This is a genomic window from Actinoalloteichus caeruleus (assembly GCF_049311605.1).
Classification (GTDB): Bacteria; Actinomycetota; Actinomycetes; order Mycobacteriales; family Pseudonocardiaceae; genus Actinoalloteichus_B; species Actinoalloteichus_B caeruleus.
This window is the reverse complement of the sequence record NZ_CP186005.1, coordinates 3,491,351-3,510,336: the sequence shown is the minus strand read 5'-3', so window position 1 is coordinate 3,510,336 and position 18,986 is coordinate 3,491,351. Positions and strand designations below refer to the sequence as shown.

The window sequence follows — 18,986 nt, the reverse complement described above, 5'->3', positions numbered from 1 at the left end:
AAGGACAGCCACCATGACCGGGCCAGTGATCGCGGTCATCGGCATCGGCGTCCGCTACCCCCACGCCGAGACCGTCGAGGAGTTCCGCGCGAACCTCCTCGCGGGTCGCGACTCGGTGCGCCCGATACCGACCCGCCGGGTCGAGGCGGCGGGCGGCCGGCCAGACCGGACCCTGCCCATGGGGTGGTTGCCCGACGTCGACCTGTTCGATCACGCGTTCTTCGGGCTGTCACGCCGCGAGGCGGAGCTGATGGACCCGCAGCACCGGCTGGCGTGCCGCCTCACCCAGGCGGCACTCGACGACGCCGGCTACGCACCCTCCCTCCTGCGGTCGACCAGCACCGCGGTCATCTTCAGCACACCGTCACCCGACTACCAGCTCCTCGTGCCGCAGCGGGGAACGCTCGCGATGACCGGGACCTGGCCGGGTGGGCTGCCCGCGAGGATCGCGCACCGCTTCGGGCTGGCCGGCCCGTGCTACGGGGTGGACACCGGCTGCAACGGTTCCCTCGTCGCCGTCCACCACGCCCGCCGGGAACTCGCGGCCGGCGACGCCGACTACGCCCTCATCGGAGGGGTGAACCTGCGGACGGTTCCTCCTGAGGCCGGTGACCTGGCCGGGTTCCCCGAGATCATGTCCCCCGCCGGCCGGTGCCGGGCGTTCGACGAGGCCGCCAACGGGACGGTCGGAGGCGAGGGCGGCGCGGTCCTGTTGCTCACCACTCTCGACCGCGCCCTGGCCGAGGGCGCCCGGATCCACGCCCTGCTCACCGGTACGGCCGTGCGGCACAACGGGCACCACGCCGCTACCATCAGCACACCGAGCGCCAGCGCGCAGGCCGAGGTCATCACGGCCGCCTGGCGGAACGCCGGTCTCGACGTCGCGGACGCGGACTACGTGGAGGCACACGGTTCCGGAACGAGGTTGGGGGACGCCGTCGAGGTGGAGGGCCTGGCGCTCGCCCGAGCCGGTCGAGCCCCACGGCTGCCCGTCGGGTCGGTCAAGACCAACATCGGGCACCTGGACAACGCGGCCGGCGTCACCGGACTGGTGAAAACCATCCTCGGCGTCGCCCACGGCGAACTGTACCCCTCACTGCACTTCACCCGGCCACCCCGCGAGGTCGACCTCGACGCGGCCGACCTCGAGGTCGTCACCTCCACGCGCCCCTGGCCCCAACGGCCCGACCACCGGCCCCGACGAGCCGGAGTCAGCTCGTTCAGCCTGGGCGGGTTGAACGCGCACTGCGTGGTGGAACAGGCACCGTCCCGCCCGGCCCCCTCGCCGTTCCCCCCGGAACCGGTGGTCGTCGGTGTGTCCGCCCGCACCACCGCCGCCCTCCGCCGGCTTTCGGCTCGACTCGCCGGCGCCCTGCGGGGACGGGCGGCCTCGCTCACCGACGTGGCCTTCACCCTCAACGAGGGGCGCGACCACCACCTTCACCGCATCGCCGTGCGGGCGGACACCACTTCCCAGCTCGTCGAGGCCCTGGAGCGGTGTGCCCTTGGTGAGCTCCCCGTACCCACACCCGCCGCCGGGCCGCCGAGGCTGCTCGTATCGATGTCCGGTGACTCCGCGCTGGACGCGCCGGAGGGAGCGGTGCCGGCACTGCCCCCGGAACTTCCCCTGACCGGACCCGTCGCTGACCACATCGCACGTCAGCTCGCCGCCTACCGGCGGTTGGCCTCGATCGTGCCCGTCGACGGGATCCTCGCGTCCGGGACGTCCCGCTACCTCGCGCGCTGGTTGCAGGGGGACCTCAGCGCCGAGGACACCGCGCTCCTCGCCACCGGCGACGCACCCGCCCCGCCCGCTGACCCCGCACGGCTGACCGAGGCCTCTCGCCAGCTGGTCACCGAGCGCGCCACCGTCGTGGTGGACCTCGGTGCCGGTGGTGACATCGGTGCCGTCCTGGCCACTTCGGGCAACATCCCCCTCGTCACCGTGGACCGGGCCGACGACGTGTCCGACGCGGTCAGCCTGCTCTACCAGTGGGGAGTCCCGGTCACCTGGGCGGCCCTGCGCCCGGCGTGGCAGCCGAGGAGGGTGCCGCTGCCCGGGCACCCCCTCACCGAGGTCCGCTGTTGGGTGGGAGGTGGGGCCACCAGCGACGTCACGGCGCCAGCCGAGGAGGCGCCCGGTGGTGCCCCCTCCCCGGGAACGAGCACCCCGCCCCCCGCCGGTTCCGACAGCGGCACCCCGGCTGCGGTCACCGCGCCGGAGGCGGTACCGGCCGGGGCGGCCAGCGGTGGGACGGGGCCGAGGGGGACCGCCGTCGCGGCCCGCCCCACCAGCCCCAGTCCACCCGACACGCCGGTGTCCTCCCACGCGCCCCGACCCGGCGGCTCCCCCGCCGCCGGTACGCGGTCCGCCCCGTCGCCCGCGTCAACCAGCAGCGACCAGCCGGCCATGGCCCCGGGCGACGTCGGCGAGGTGGTCCGCGAGGTGCTGGGGGAAGCCCTCGGCGAACCCGACCCCGCTCCCGACGCCGACTTCTTCGACCTCGGCGGCAACTCGGTCATCGGGATCCAGCTGGTCAACGACCTCAACGCCCGCCTGGCGGTCGACCTGCGACTGATCGACGTGTACGAGCACCGCACCCTGCCCGAACTGGCCGCGCACGTCACCCGGCTGGTCGTCGAGCGCGAACCCGCCATGCCAGCCGGCCTCCCGCCGATCACACCGGCGACCGGGGAACCGGTCCTCTCCTTCGGGCAGGAACGCATGTGGTTCCACCACCAGTGGGACCCCGGCACCACCCTCTACAACCTGGGCTCCCGCATGCGGGTGCGGGGCCGCTTCGACCTCGAGGCGTGGCGCGCCGCGCTCAACGACTTCGCCGAACGGCACCAGACCATCCGGTCGAACTTCGTCGAGGACGGCGGCGGTCTCCGCGTCGTGATCCGCCCCGACCTCGGGGACTTCCTCCGCCTCGTGGACCTCTCCGAGGACCCCGACGCCGCGACCACCGCCCGCCGGCTCGCCGCCGAGCACACCAGCCGGCCCTTCGACCTCGCCACCGACGCTCTCTACCGGGTGCTCGTCCTGCGTTTCGCCGCCGACGACCACCTCGTGGTCAATTCCATGCACCACGCGGTCAACGATGGGCACGCGCCCACCATCAGCCGGAACGAGATCACCGAGCTCTACGCCGCCCGAGTGGAAGGGCGGCCGCACCGCCTCCCGCCCCTGCCGCTCCAGTACCACGACTACGCGCGGTGGCAGCGCGACCTCGTCGCCGGTCCGCTGCTGGCCGGACAGCGGGACTTCTGGCGGCGCACCCTCGCCGACGCGCCCGTGCTGGACCTCCCCACCGACCTTCCGAGACCGGCGACCACCAACTTCCGGGGCGACTACCTGGTCACCCACCTCCCCCCAGACCTCGCACGCCGGGTCCGAACCACCGCCACGGAGGCCGGCGCCACCCCTTACGTCGTGCTGCTCGCGGTGTTGAACCTGCTGCTGGCACGGCGAGGGGGCGCCCGTGACATCGTCATCGCCACTCCCAGCGCCGGACGGAACCGCCCCGAACTGTGGAGCCTGCTCGGCTTCTTCAACAACACCCTGCTGCTGCGCACCGACCTCTCCGACGACCCGGACCTGCCCGAACTCGTCGACCGGGTACGCGAGGTGGTGTTGGCCGCCGTGGAGAACGAGGACCTGCCCTTCGACGCCGTCGTGCGCGAGGTCGCACCCCACCGCGACCCGAGCCGCAACACGCTGTTCGACGTCATGTACACCCACCAGGTGCTGCCGGAGCTGGACGCCCTGCAACAGGGCGATCCGAGCATCACCCTCGAGTACTCCGGCGACCACGACTTCCCCGGCATGCCGGAGGGAGCCATCGTCTGCGACCTGTCCTTCGCGACGCTGGAGCACGCCGACCGGGAGGAGATCGACCTCGTCGTCGCCTACCGCACACAGCTGTTCTACCGCTCCACGGCTCAGGGACTGGCCGAGGCCTACCTGGAGCTGCTCGCGGAGGTGCTGCCCGCCGGCCCGGCCCACGAGGACGCCACGCCACCCCGTCCAGCGCGACAGGTGGGAGGCGATCGCCCCGAGAACGCCGCGGCCAACCCGCCGGAACGAGCCGACGCGACACCCGTCCCGACCTCTGAGCGGGGAGGCGGTTGGTTCCTGCCCGACCGGGTAGCCCAGTGGGCCCGCCGCACCCCGGCCGCGGCCGCCCTGGTCCACGACGACCTCGTCGTGGACCACGCGGAACTCCACGACCGGGTCACCCGGCTCGCCCACCTCCTCGTCGCCCGCGGTGTGCGGCCCGAGGACCGGGTCGCCCTGCTGGTGCCCCGCGGCGTCGACCTCGTGGTCGGCCGGCTCGCGACGTTGCTCGCAGGCGCCGTCCACCTGCCGCTCGACCCCGACCACCCCGTCGAGCGACGGGCGGTCGTCCTCGCCGACGCCGCACCGGTGCTGGTCGTCACGACCGGCCCGCTGGCCACCACACTGCCCCCCGGCGCGCCGGTGCTCAGGCTGGACCACCCGGACACCGAGGCTGCGCTGGCCGGACCCCCCGACTCCACCCTGCCCGCCCACCCGCCGAGCCCGGACGCTGCCGCCTACGTCATGTACACCTCCGGGTCCACGGGACGCCCGAAGGGCGTCGTCGTGCCACACTCGGCCCTCGCCACCGTCCTGCGCTTCTGCCAGGACACCCGCTTCCCCCGCCACGGCAGGTACCGGGTGGCCACCACCGCGTCCACGTCCTTCGACATCTCGTGGGACGGGCCCCTGTGGCTTGCCGGGGGGCACGAGGTGCACGTCATCGGCGACACCGAGCGGCGGGACCCGCACGCCCTCGTCTCCTACGTCGAACGGCACCGCGTCGACTGCCTCAACATCACACCCACCCACTGCCGGGAACTCCTGGCCGCCGGACTGCTCGACCCCGAGCGCGCCTACCGGCCGCGCCTGGTGGTGCTCTGCGGTGAGCCGGTGCCCAAGCCCCTGTGGACCGCGCTGCGGCGGGCCACCCCGCACACGGAGGTCCTCAACTCCTACGGCATCACGGAATGCGGCGTGGAGAACCTGGTGACACCGCTCTCCGACTGGGAGGAACCCGCGTTGGGTGACCCCGCCGCCGACACCGGGATCCACCTGCTCGGCGGGACACTGGCGCCCGGTGACCACGGCGAGCTCCACGTCACCGGATCCTGCCTGGCCAGGGGGTACCTCGGACGACCGGCGCTGACCGCGCAACGGTTCGTCGCGAACCCCTTCGGGCCACCCGGCACTCGGATGTATCGCACCGGGGACCTCGCCATGCGGGACCACCGGGGGCGGTTCGTCAGCCGAGGCCGCACCGACGGCCAGGTGAAGCTGCGTGGGGTCCGCATCGAACTGGGGGAGATCGAGTCCGCGCTGGAGGACCACACCGGGGTCGAGCAGGCCGCGGTCGTGCTGACCCGGGGCACCCACCCGATGCTGGTCGCCTCGGTTGTCGGAACCGCATCCCCCGAGCAGCTCCGCGCCCACCTCGCCAACCGCCTCCCGAGGGCGATGCTGCCGGCCCGGATCCAGACCGTGGACCGACTGCCCCGAACCGTCAGCGGGAAGACCGACCGGGCAGCGCTGGCCGCCCACGAGAGACCTGGCGCCACCGGCGACGCCGGTCGGTGTGACGAGGGCGTTCCGCCAGCGCCTGGCGGAACCGGACCCGGCTCTGTCCAGGGGAGCACGGAGGTCCCCGCTCGCCGGCCAGGAACGGACCACCTGCCCGGACCGCACGTCGGTCGCGCGGACCAACGACCCACCCCGTCACGCCCCGATGTGGACGAGCTGCGTGAGCTGTTCGGGGAGATGTTGGAACGCGGGCCTGTCCGGGCCGACGACGACTTCTTCGACCTAGGCGGGCATTCGCTGCTCGCGGCGCGACTCGTGCGACGCGTCAGCGCCCAAACCGGACACGAACTGCCGGTCATAACCCTTTTCGACGCGTCGACCCCGGCCCGGCTGGCCGCCCGGTTGGCCCAGCCCGCGCGACCCGCCGAGCGCCCCGTCGTGTTACCACTCCGCACCGGGGGCGGCACCGCGCCCCTGATCTGCGTGCACCCGGCCGGCGGGACCGGCACGCTGTACTCTCCGCTGGTTCCGCACCTGCACCGCGACAGGCCGGTGAGTGCCCTGCAGTCCCGGCACCAGGGTTCGGCAGTCCTCGAGTCCACCGGCTCCCTCATCGAACTGGCCGCTGACTACCGGGGTGAGATCCAGGCCCACCAACCCCACGGCCCATACCACCTGCTGGGCTGGTCCTTCGGTGGTGTCCTCGCCCACGAGATCGCAGTCCAGCTTCAGCGGGAGGGCCACCAGGTGGCGACGCTGGCCCTGTTCGACGCCTATCCCGACGACGGAGCCGTCCCGGCACTCACGACCGACCAACTGCGGGAGGCCCTGCGCGACATCCGGCACTTCGCCGAGGACGAACTCGACTTGGTCGCCCCTGTCATCCAGCACCACCAGGCCATGACCAGGGCGCACACCCCCGGGGTCTTCGACGGGAACGTCCTGTTCCTCCATGCCACCGAGGGACGTCCCGAAGGTGCCCCCCACCCCTCGGTCTGGGCACCCCACGTCAGCGGCGATCTCGTCACCCACGAGTTGCAGTGCACCCACCAGGGCCTGACCCGCCCGGACATCCTCCCCCGGGTCGCTCGGCTCCTGGACGGTTGGGCCCGATCGACCAGCGGGGAGGGTTCGGCCCGGTGACCTTCCTCGAACTCACCGCGTCCCAGCGGGGGCTGTGGCTCGACCACCAGGTGCGGCCGGGCAGCCCCCGCCTCAACGGGGCCGAGTACGTGGAGATCGATGGCCCGGTGGACCACCAGCTGCTCGACCGCGCGGTACGCGGCGTGGTGGCCACCACCGAATGCCTCCGGATCAGCATCGTCTTCGACGGCGACCGACCCGGTCAGCGTGTCGACGACCTCGACGACTGGCCGTTCCCCCTGGTCGACGTGAGCGGGCACCCTGACCCGGAGCGTGCCGCCACGGCCTGGATCGATGACGAACTGGCCCGCCCCGCCGACCTGGAACGGGGTCCCCTGTTCTCCCAGGCCCTGATCCGGCTCGCCCCCGACCGGCACCGCTGGTGCCTCCGCATGCACCACCTCCTGTCGGACGGTTTCACCATCGACCTGGTGATCCGGAGGGTCGCCGAGGCCTACACCGCGCTCGCCGCCGGCGACGCCGCACCCGACCACCCCGTGGAACCCCTCAGTGAACTCCTCGCCGAGGAACAGGCCTACCGGTCGTCACCGGAGTGGGAACGGGACCGCCAGTACTGGGCAGCGGAACTGGCGGCACGGCCTGAACCCCCGCTGCTGGGCAGCGCTGGTCCGGCACCGCGCCCGCCGTCCTGCGAGGAGGAGGACGGTACCCCAGCCGGGCCCGTTTTCCTGCGGTGCGGCGGTCACCTGCCGTGGGACCGCGCGGAGCGCCTGCGGGCGCCGGGCAAACGGACCCTGACGAGGCTCGCCGGCGTCGCCGTGGCCACCGCCGCCCTCTACCTGCACCGCATGACGGGCTCCCAGGACATCCTTCTGGGAGTCACGTTCACCGGACGCCGGGGACGCGCCGCGCGCCGCGTCCCCGGCATGATGTCCACCGTCCTGCCGGTGCGACTGACCGTCCGGCCCGGGCTTACCTGGGGTGACCTGACCAACCAGGTCTCGGCCAAGATCTTCGGGGCACTGCGGCACCAGCGGTACCGTTACGAGGACATCCGTGCGGACCAGGGCCTGGCCGGCACCACTGATCCGTTGGTCGGGCCACTGGTCAACATCATCTCCGGTGACCCGGACACCTCCTTCGCTGGGCTCCCCACCCGGGTCATCACCCCGTCGCACGGCCCGGTCGACCACTTCTCGTTCGTGGTGTACGACCGCGCGGACCCGGCGGGGATGCGCGTCAACGCCGACGCCAACCCCGCACACCTGGCGCCGGCCGACGTGGCTCGGCACCACGCCCGGTACCTCCGGCTGCTCGGCGAACTGGCCGACGCGGAACCCACCCACAAGCTCGGCAGCGTCGACGTGCTGCTCCCCGAGGAAAGCGCCCGGCTCCGCCCGCCGTCGAGTGGCCGCGGGGGCCGGGACAGCACCACCGTGCGGGGGAACCTGGTCGAGCGGGTCCTGGACCAGGTCAGGCTGCGAGCGGACGCCGTGGCGGTGCGGTTCGGCGACCAGGTGGTGACCTACCGGGACCTCGATGTCCGCTCAGCCGTGCTCGCCCACCGGCTCACCCGTGCGGGAGCGGGCCCGGAACGGTTCGTCGCGATCGTGATGCCCCGCTCCGCCGACCTGGTGGTGGCGCTGTTCGCAGTACTCCGAACGGGAGCGGCCTACCAGTCCATCGACCCGGAGCTCCCGCCCACCCGGGTAGCGCTCCTCCTGGCCGACAGCGACCCGGTGCTCCTGCTCACCGACTCCGAACACGCGGCTCCACTCCCGCCGGGGCCACCGGTGGTCCTTCTCGACAACTTCGGGGACGACGGCCCGCCGCCCGGCCAGCCGGGGGAGCCCTCCGGCCTCCCCGCTCCGCCGCACCCAGCCACTCCCGCCTACCTCATCCACACGTCCGGCTCCACGGGGAGGCCCAAGGGCGTCGTGGTCACGCACCACAACGCCGTCCGGCTCTTCGACGCCACCCGGTCCTGGCTGCGGCCCGGTCCCTCCGACGTGTGGACCCTGTTCCACTCCACGTCCTTCGACTTCTCCGTCTGGGAGTTGTGGGGAGCGCTTCTGCACGGCGGCCAGCTCGTCGTCGTCCCGCACGAACAGACCCGGTCCCCCTCCGACTTCCACGACCTGCTCCGCCGCGAACGGGTGACCGTCCTCAGCCAGACACCCACCGCGCTGGCGCAGCTCACCGCTGCGGTTGCCGAAGACTCCGCGTTGCCGGACAGCCTTCGGACCGTCGTGCTCGGCGGCGAGGCTCTGGAGCCGGGGCACGTCGACGCCTGGTCCCGCGTCGCACCAGCCGGCTGCGTGCTGGTGAACATGTACGGCATCACCGAGACGACCGTCCACGTCACCCATGCCCCGGTCGAACGGGACGTGTCCCTCGGGGAACCGCTCGACGACCTCCGGCTGTACCTGTTGGACCCGGCGCTCCAGCCGGTGGCGGACGGGGTTCCCGGCGAGCTGTACGTGGGCGGCCCCGGTGTCGCCCGCGGCTACCTCGGGCGGCCCTCGTTGACCGCTAGCCGCTTCGTCGCCGACCCGTACGGCCCTCCTGGGGCGCGGCTCTACCGCTCAGGCGACCTGGCCCGGCGAGGCCCCGACGACGCGCTCCAGTTCGCCGGGCGAGCGGACGACCAGGTGAAGATCCGGGGTTTCCGCATCGAGCCCGGGGAGGTCGCGGCCGAGGTCACCCGCCACCCGGACGTCGTCCAGGCCGTCGTCGTCGTGGATTCCGGTCCACGCCGTTCCCCGCGCCTGGTCTGCTACGTGGTGCCCCGACCCGGAAGCCGGTGGGATCCGCCCGCGCTCCGCCGACACCTCACCGACCTGCTCCCCGAACATGCCGTCCCCTCCGCCTACGTCGTTCTCGACGCGCTCCCCGTCACCGGCAACGGGAAACTCGACCGTGCCGCGCTACCTGCCCCGGGGCCCCGGCCGGCGGACGGGAGCGGCCGCGCACCGGCAGGGTGGGCCGAGCGGATCCTCTGCCAGCTCGCCGCCGAAGTCCTCGACGTCCCGGTCATCGGAGCCGACCAGGACTTCTTCGCCCAGGGTGGGGACAGCGTCATGGCGGTGAGGCTGGTGAGCCGGGCTCGCACCCTCGGGCTGCGGCTGAGCCCGGCGCAGGTGTTCCGGCACCGCACCGTCGCAGCACTCGCCGCCGTCGCCGCACCCGTCCCCCCGGACACCGCCGGCGGCACCGGCGACGGGGCCGGCAGCCCCCCGGGACCGGAGGTCCCGCCGGCGGAACGGGCCAGCCTGGGAATACCAGCGGGGCGGCCGATACCGATGTCCCCGCTCCAGAACGGACTGCTCGCCCAGGCGCTGCGGGACGGGTCCGACGACGCCTACACCTCGCAGCTGCTGGTCGACCTCGACGGGCCGCTCGCCCCCGAGCGTTGGCGGCGGCACGTCACCAGGCTGGTGCGTCGCCACCCCGGACTCCTCGCCGGCTTCTGGAACACGAGCATCGGACCCGTCCAGGTCCCGGTGGACTCCGACCCGCCGTGGCGGGAGGTCGACCTGGAAGGGCTACCCGACTCGGCCGTCGACGAGCTGGCCATCCAGGACCGTGCCGCCGGTTTCCGCCTCGACCGGCCACCGCTGCTGCGGGCGGCCCTCGCCCGGCGCGCTCCCGACCACCACACCTTCGTCCTCACCGCACACCACATCCTGCTCGACGCCTGGTCAGTGGGAGTGCTGCTCGACGAACTCCGCGCACTGTGGACCGGGGAGGAACTCCCCCCTGCCCCCGACCCCGCGGAGGCCGTTCAGCCCCTCGGTGATGAGGACCTGCGGGCCGCTCGCGAGGCGTGGCGGGTGGCTCTGGCGGCGTTCCCAGGGCCCACCCGGCTCACACCACCAGCGAACCGAGCGGACCTGTCCGTCCCCCCGGCACGGGTGGACACGGTGCTCCCGGACCAGCTCAGCGCGGCGCTCGACGCCGTCGCACGCGATCACGGAGTCACCCCCAACACAGTGGTGCAGGCCGCCGTCGGCCTGCTCCTCGTCCGTCTCACCGGCCGCCGTGACGTGGTGTTCGGCACCGTCGTCGCCGGTCGCTCGGCCGAGGCTGCCGACATCGAACGGCGGGTCGGGCTGTTCGCGAACACGGTGCCCGTCCGGATCCGGACCAGCCCGGAGGAGACCCTGTCCGACCTCCTCGTGCGCGTCCAGGACGAACAGTCCCGGCTGGTCACCCACCACTCACTCGGACTCGCGGAGATCCAACGCCTCGCTGGGCACGAGGAACTCTTCGACCTCCTCGTCGCCTTCGAGAACCAGCCCGCCCCGCTGTTCGGCGGCCACGACCTGGGTGGCGGGCTGACCATGGCACACCGGGACACCGTGGACGGCAGCCACTACGCGTTGTCCCTCATGGTGGTGCCCGGACCGAGGACACTGCTGCGGTGGGCCTACCGCCCCCCGCACACCGCGAGGAGCGTCGCCCTGCTCGCCGACCGGCTCACCGGGCTGCTCCACACGATCGTCCGGGAACCAGGACGGCGGGTAGGCCGCACGGACGTCCTCCTCCCCGAGGACCCCCCACTGCCGACCGGTGTGGCGCGGCGCGACCGGCCCACCACCGCGGCCGAGGCCTTCGAACGACAGGCGGCGCGCACACCCCACGCCGTCGCGTTGCGCTGCGGAACACGGGAGTTGACCTACGCCGAGCTGAACTCGGCGGCGAACCGGACCGCCAGGGCGCTGCTCGAAGCCGGCGTCGGCCCCGACCGCCTGGTCGCGCTCCCCGCGAGCCGGTCGACCGAGTTCGTCGTCGTGCTGCTCGCCGTGTGGAAGGCCGGAGGCGCCTACCTGCCGCTCGACCCGGCCCAACCCCGGGAACGCACCACCCGCGTCCTCGACGACACCCGGCCGCACCTGGTCCTCGGCGGCGCCCACGAGTTCCCCGTCCCCGCCGACCTCCCCGACCATGACGTGCGGTCCGACGAACGGCGCACCCCGCCCCATCCCGACCACCTCGCCTACGCGATCCACACCTCGGGCTCCACCGGCAGCCCCAAGGGTGTCCTCGTGCCCCACCGCGGCCTGGTCGCCCTCGCCGAGGGCGCGATCACCCGCACCGGCGTCGGCCCGGGGAGCCGTGTCCTCCAGTTCGCCTCGGCGATCTTCGACGCTTCCGTCTACGAGCTCGCCACGGCCCTGCTCAGCGGAGCGGTACTGGTCCTGGCGCCCCAGGAGGAGCTCCTCCCCGGGGCACCGCTGTCAACCCTACTGCGTGCCCAACGAATCACCCACCTGGTGGCACCACCCTCCGCGCTCGCCGCCCTGGAACCAACGGACGTCCCGCCGGACCTGACCGTCGTCCTCGCCGGGGAGGCGCCCTCCTCGGCCCTCGTCGCGCGCTGGCCCGACCACAGGCTCCACAACGGCTACGGCCCCACGGAGGCCACCGTCTGCGCGACGCTCAGCGAGCGGCTGGTACCCGGAACGGGCGTGCCTCCGCTGGGGCCTCCCATGCCCGACGTGCGGCTCCGCGTTCTCGACGTCGACCTGAGGCCGGTCCCGCCCGGCGTGACCGGGGAGCTGTACCTGGCCGGTGGGGGAGTGGCCCGGGGATACCAGGGACTTCCAGACACCACCGCCCACCGTTTCGTCGCCGACCCCGACGGCCCGCCCGGGACCCGCATGTACCGGACCGGTGACCTGGTGGCCCGGGGGCGTGACGGCGGGCTGACCTTCGTCGGTCGTTCCGACGACCAGGTGCAGATCCGGGGCTTCCGCGTCGAGCCAGGGGAGGCCGCCGCCGTGCTGCGCCGGCACGACGAGGTCGCCGACGCCGTCGTCCTCGCCAGGACGAACCAGCGCGACGAGGTGGAACTCGTCGCCTACCTGGCCCCCCGAGGGAGCGGAACCCCTGACCTCGGCCGGATCAGGACGTGGGCGGCCTCCCAGCTACCGGCGCATCTCGTCCCCGCCGCCCTCCTCGTCGTCCCTGCTCTCCCCGTCGGCCCCACCGGCAAGGTCGACCGGGCCGCACTGGTCGCCACGCCCGAACCGTCCTCCGAGACCCGCGCGCCCACCACCGAGGACAACCCGCGCGTCGCGGTGCTGCGGGACATCTTCGCCGAGGTGCTCGGCGTGCGGCACGTGGGCGCGCACGACGACTTCTTCGTCCTGGGCGGGCATTCGCTGCTCGTCGCCAGGGTGACGGGTGTCCTCCGCGCCAGGCTGGGCGTCGAGGTCGAGTTGCGGGAGCTGTTCGAGGCCAGGACCCCGGCAGCGCTGGCCGCCCGGCTACCCGGCGCACCACCCGCCCTCGACCCACCACGCCGCGCCACCCGCCCGGAGCGGGTGCCGTTGTCCCCGGCGCAGCGTCGACTGTGGACCAGAACCCGGTTGGACGGCTCCAGCTCGGCCTACCACATCCCGCTCGCGGTGCGGCTGACCGGCGGCCTCGATTCCCGAGCGCTGAGCCACGCGGTGGACGACCTCCTCGACCGCCACGAAAGCCTCCGGACCCGCTTCCCGGACGAGGACGGATCACCCTGGCAGGACGTCGTGCCCGCCGAGCGGGCACGGGGTGCGCTGTCGGCCGTGCCCGTCGCAGTGCCAGCCCTCCCCGGGGCGCTGGCCGCTGAGACCGAACGTCCCTTCGACCTGGCCACCGATCTCCCCTTCCGAGCCGTGCTGTTCACACTCCTGCCGTGGAACGACGCCGAACGCGGCACCAACGCCGGGGACGACCCCGGCGGCGCGGCCGCAACCGGCGCGCCGAACAACGCCGCAGCTGGTCAGGCAACCAGCCCCGAGGAGGCGGAGGGCAGCGGAGGAGACCACGTCCTGCTCCTCATCCTGCACCACCTCGTCGGCGATGCGTGGTCGCTGGACAGGCTGTCCGCCGACCTCACCACCGCCTACACGGCCCGCCGCGCCGGTCGCCGGCCCGACTGGAAGCCCCTGCCCCTCGACTACGCCGACTACGGCCAGTGGCACCGGGAGGTGCTCGGCGACCCGAACGACGAGACCTCCGTCCTCGGCCGGCAGCTCGCCTACTGGCGCACCCGGCTGGCCGGCATCCCCGGCGAAACCCCGCTGCCCACCGACCGCGCCCGGCCAGCGCGCGCCGCCGGGCGCGGTGACGTGGTGCGGTTCCCCGCCGATCCGACCCGTGGTGCCGAGGTTCGGGCTCTGGCGCTGGCCACCGGGACATCCCCGTTCCTGGTGCTGCACGCGGTGTGGGTCACCCTCCTCACCCGGCTGGGCGCCGGTCCCGACGTGGTCATGGGCACCGCGACGGCCGGTCGGGGGCACGAGGAACTCCAGGACCTGGTGGGTTTCTTCGTGAACACCGTCGTGCTGCGGGTCGACGCCTCCGGCGACCCCACGTTCCGGGACGTGCTGCACCGGGTCCGAACCGCCGACCTGGACGCGTTCGCGCACCAGGACCTGCCCTTCGACCAGCTGGTCGAAGCCCTGGACCCCGTGCGCTCGCTGTCGTGCCACCCCCTGTTCCAGGTGGCGCTCGCCGTGCACGAGAAGCCCGACGTGACACTCGAGCTGCCCGGCCTGCAGGTCACCGAGGTACCGGTGCCCACCACGACCGCCAAGTTCGACCTCTCGATCGCCTGGCACGTCGCGGACGGCAGCGGCGGAATCGAGTACGACACGGCGCTGTTCGACCGGCGAACCGTGACCGATCTGGCCTCCCGGTTCCAGACCCTCCTCCGCTCCGTGTGCCGCGACCCGGACCAACCCGTCAGCCGCCTCGACCTCCGCACCAGCCAGGAACGGGACCAGCCGGCCGTGCTCCGGGGAACCGAACCCGCCGGCCCCGACCCACGATCTCTGGTGCACGACCTCGTCGCCGCGCGCGCCGCCGCCGACCCGAACGGCATCGCCGTGTCCGGGTCAGGCGGGGCCCTCACCCGGGCCGAGCTGGACGCCCGCGCCAACGCGCTCGCACACCGGCTCCTCGCGCACGGCGTCACGCCGGGGGCGGTGGTCACCGTTCACCTACCCAGGACGCCTGAACTGGTCGTCACGCTGTTGGCGGTCCTGCGTGCGGGCGCCGCCTACCTGCCCACCGAACCCCACGACCCACCCGGACGCCGCCGGGCGCTCGCCGAACGGGCCGGGAGCGTCCTACTGGTCACCGACCGGGCGAACGGGGAGGCCACCGCCACCGGCGGGCCGCCCGTGCTCCTAGTGGACGGTCCGGACGACGAGACGTGGCCGACCACCCCACCCCAGGTCGCCGGTCACCCCGACCAGACGGCCTACGTGCTGCACACCTCCGGGTCCACAGGATTCCCCAAGGGAGTAGCCGTCAGCCACCGGGCCGTCACCGACCTCGTGACCGACCCGTGTTGGGACGGAGGAGAAGCCGGAGCGACCCTGCTGCACAGCTCGCTGTCCTTCGACGCCGCCACCCTCGAACTGTGGCTGCCCCTGACCAGCGGGGGACGGTTGGTCCTCGCGCCCCCCGGCCGTTTGGACCCGGCCACGCTCGGCGACCTGGTCGCCGCCCACGGACTCCAGCTGCTGTGGCTGTCCTCCGGGGTGTTCTCCCTCGTGGCGCAGGAGAACCCGAAGTGGCTCTCCGGGCTGCGCCGGGTGTGGACCGGGGGAGACGTCGTGCCTCCCCACTCGGTCCGCCGGGTACTGCGGCACTGCCCGGACCTCACCGTCCTCCACGTGTACGGCCCCACCGAGACCACCACGGCGGTGCTCACCGAACCCGTCACCACGGCCGAGGCCGTCGGGGACCCGCTGCCGCTGGGCACACCCACCAACGGCAGCCGGGTCGCCGTTGTCGACGACCGCCTCCGCCCCGTCGCCGCCAACACCGTTGGTGAGCTCGTCATCGGCGGGACCGGAGTGGCGCACGGCTACGCGGGCCTCGCCGCCCGCACCGCGGAGCGTTTCGTCGCGGACCCGTTCGGCCCGCCCGGATCCCGGATGTTCCGCACCGGCGACCTCGTGCGCTGGAGGCGTTCGGGAACGGTGGAGTTCGTTGGACGGCACGACAGCCAGCTGAAGATCCGGGGTTTCCGGGTCGAGCCCGGCGAGGTCGAGGCCGTCCTCACCAGCCACCCGGACGTCCGGCAAGCGGTGGTGGTCGCCGGCCCAGACCGGCGGTCGCTGATCGCCTACCACGTGCCGGCCGCAGGGCGGTCCGCCTCGGTGGAGGAGCTGCGGGCACTGGTCGCGACCCACCTCCCCGAACACATGGCCCCGGCATCCCATGTGCCCCTCGCCGCGCTGCCCCTGACGGCCAACGGCAAGATCGACCGGGCCGCACTCCCCGAACCCTCGCCGGCGGTGGTCCGCGCCACGCCGGCGCGGCCGCCGGCGAACCGGGCGGAACGGGTCCTGCTCGAGCTGTTCACCGACCTGCTCGGCGTCGACGACCTCGGGGTCGACGACGGGTTCCTCCAGTCCGGTGGGGACAGCATCATGGCCATCCAACTGGCCAGCAGGGCGAGGACGGCTGGGCTGGCGCTCTCCCCGAAGGACGTGTTCCAGCACGGCACCCCCGCCAGGCTCTCGCGGATCGCGGGTGTCGTAGCGGCCCGGAGCGGTTCCGATGAAGGGATCGGCACCATGCCCGCCACCCCGGTCCTGCGGTGGTGGCAGCACCTGGGCGGCCCCCTGCGCGCCTTCACCCAGGCCCTGCTGCTCGTCACTCCAGCCGAGGCGACCGAGGCGGACCTGGCCCGGGCGGTGCGCAGCGTGTACGACCACCACCCCGCGCTCCGGCTGCGGACCCGACCGGACGGCCAGCTGGAAACCATGTCCGTCGGGCAGCCCCCAACCCTCCGGCGGATCGGTGCTCGACGCTCCACGTCCAGCACCCTGGTGGACCAGGTTCGACGGGCGGCCCGTGCCGACCAGGGAGCCCTGGACCCCGACCAGGGCGACCTCGTACGGGTCACCTGGTTCGACCGAGGGCCACGACCGGGGCGCCTGCTGATCACCGTGCACCACCTCGCCGTCGACGCCTTGTCCTGGCGCATCCTGCACGAGGACCTGCGCCTCGCCTGGGAGGCCGCCACCCAGGGCACCGCCGCCCCGCTCGCTCCCGCGACCACCAGCCTCCGGACCTGGGCCCACCAGCTCGCCGACCGCGCCGCGCATCACGCGACCGACGACGAGCTGGCGAGGTGGCGCGCCGAACTGGAACCGGGGCCGAGCCCCGAATGGCTGGCCGCGCTGGACCCGAGCCGGGACACCCACCGCACCGCGCGGAGCCACAGCCTCGTCCTTCCCCCGCAGGAGACCACCGCGTTGCTGACCACGGTGCCCGGTCACGCGCGGATCGGCGTCGACGACGTGCTCCTCACCGCCCTGGCACTCGCGACCGGAGGCGTGACCGTTGACGTCGAACGCCACGGTCGACCAGACGACGCCGGCCTGGACAACACGGTCGGCTGGTTCACCAGCCTCCACCCGCTGCGGACGGGAACCGTCGACGCCTCCGACCCCACCGCTGTCCTCCGCACCGTGCGGCGCCGCCTGCACTCCGTCCCCGACCAGGGGATCAGCTACGGCGTACTGCGCCATCTGGCTCGGTCCGAGGACCTCCACGACACCGCCACCCCGGTGATCGGCTTCAACTACCTGGGCCGCCTCGACACGCTCTCCGACCAGGGCCGCTGGTCACTCGCACCCGAATCCGGAGTCCTCGACACCGGAATGCCCGATGACGCCCCCTTCGCGCACGCCCTCGAGATCAGCGCGGTCGTCCTGCCAGGACCGGAACTCCAGATCACGTTCACCTGGCCGGACCGGGTGGCCGACGCGGCGGACATCGCGCGGCTGGCGGCCCGCTGGCGGGACGCCGTCGACCGCCTCATCACGGAGGTGGGACGGCCCGACGTCAGCACCGCCGTCCCCGAGGACTTCCCCCTGGTCGAGCTGACACCCGCCGACCTGTCGGGCATCGTCGCCGCCGTCGGCCCCCCGACTGACGTCCTGCCCCTGTCGCCACTGCAACAGGGAATGCTCTTCCACCTCCAGCTCGCCGTCCTCCGGCCCGACGCGACCGACGTCTACACCACCCGGATGGCGCTCGACCTGGCCGGCCCCCTGGACGTGGACCGCCTCCGACGCGCCGCCGACGCCGTTCTGGCCCGCCACCCCAACCTCACCGCCGGCTTCCTCCACCGAGGTCTGGCGCAACCCGTGGCGGTCATCGTCGAGAGCTCACGCACCTCCGCGCCCTGGACCCTCGCCGCGCCGAGCGACGAGGAGCCGCCCTTCGACCCGGCCACCCCGCCGCTGCTGCGCTTCGCGCTGGAGCGCCGGGCGGAGGACGACCACCGGTTGACCCTCACCAACCACCACATCCTCTTCGACGGGTGGTCCCTGCCCCTCATCCTGCGCGACCTGTTCCAGCACTACGCGGGCCGGCCTCCCGAGCCCGCGGCCGCCTACCGCGACTACCTCGTGTGGCTGGCCGACCGGGACCGCTCCGCGAGCGAGGCGGCCTGGTCCGCTGAGCTGCGCGACGTCCAGCCGACGCTGCTCACCGGAGCCCCGCCCGGGCGCGAGGCACGCCGAGCACCAGCCCGCGTTCCCGTGGACTGCTCGGTGGAGCTGACACGGTCACTGCGGGCCAGGGCCCGGCGGGACGGCCTGACCCCGAGCACGTTGGTCCGCGCCGCCTGGGCCGACCTGCTCGGCGAACTCACCGGACAGGCCGAGGTGGTGTTCGGCGCGGTCGTGTCCGGCAGACCACCCGACCTGCCCGGCGTGGAGACGATGGTGGGCCTGTTCGCCACGACCGTCCCGGTGCGGGCCCGGGTCGGCGCTGATCCCGCTGTTCTCCAGGACGACCAGGCGCGGCTCGAAGCACACCACCACGTCGACCTGGGGACCATCCAACGGCTCGCCGGAGTCGGCGACCTGTTCGACACGCTCGTCGCCTTCGAGAACTACCCCGTGGCCGCCGGCGCGCTCCAACCACCCCCGAACACCGGCCTACGCGTGACCGGGCTGTCGGGTGTGGATGCGACGCACTACCCGCTGGCCCTCGTGGTCTCCCCGGGCGAGGCCCTGCGCGGCAGGCTGGAGTTCCAGCCCGGTCTGCTCACCGAACCGGAGGTCCTGCGGATCCGCGACCGCCTCCTGGAGTTGCTGGCGGCCCTGGGTGACGGCTGAGACGGTTCCTCGGGTGAGGTGCGGATCACCCCAGCGTCCGGTACCACCGGCTCGCCGCCGGGACCAGCGCGTCCCGACGTGGGGTACACGGCCCGCTCGGCCGGTCACGCGGTCGACGGCGGACTCGGGGAACAGGACGGGTGCTCGCGGTTGTTGTCACC

The 18,986-nt window shown here is 73.3% G+C and carries 2 protein-coding genes; both read left to right on the top strand.

Going from position 1 to position 18,986, the window contains the following annotated elements; all coding sequences use genetic code 11:
* Positions 1 to 13: 13 nt before the first annotated feature.
* The gene (locus tag ACOJVX_RS14155) at positions 14 to 6,724 is read left to right on the top strand and encodes an amino acid adenylation domain-containing protein (protein ID WP_337661911.1); all 6,711 of its coding nucleotides are present in this window, start codon (positions 14 to 16) and stop codon (positions 6,722 to 6,724) included.
* Positions 6,721 to 18,825, top strand: a complete 12,105-nt coding sequence (locus tag ACOJVX_RS14150) for an amino acid adenylation domain-containing protein (protein ID WP_337661912.1) — start codon at positions 6,721 to 6,723, stop codon at positions 18,823 to 18,825. Before ACOJVX_RS14155 ends, ACOJVX_RS14150 begins: the two co-directional genes overlap by 4 nt.
* Positions 18,826 to 18,986 lie beyond the last annotated feature (161 nt).

What these genes read in the sequence shown, in the direction of transcription:
- ACOJVX_RS14155 (WP_337661911.1), top strand. Translation starts at nt 14, where the DNA reads ATGACCGGGCCAGTGATCGCGGTCATCGGCATCGGCGTCCGCTACCCC.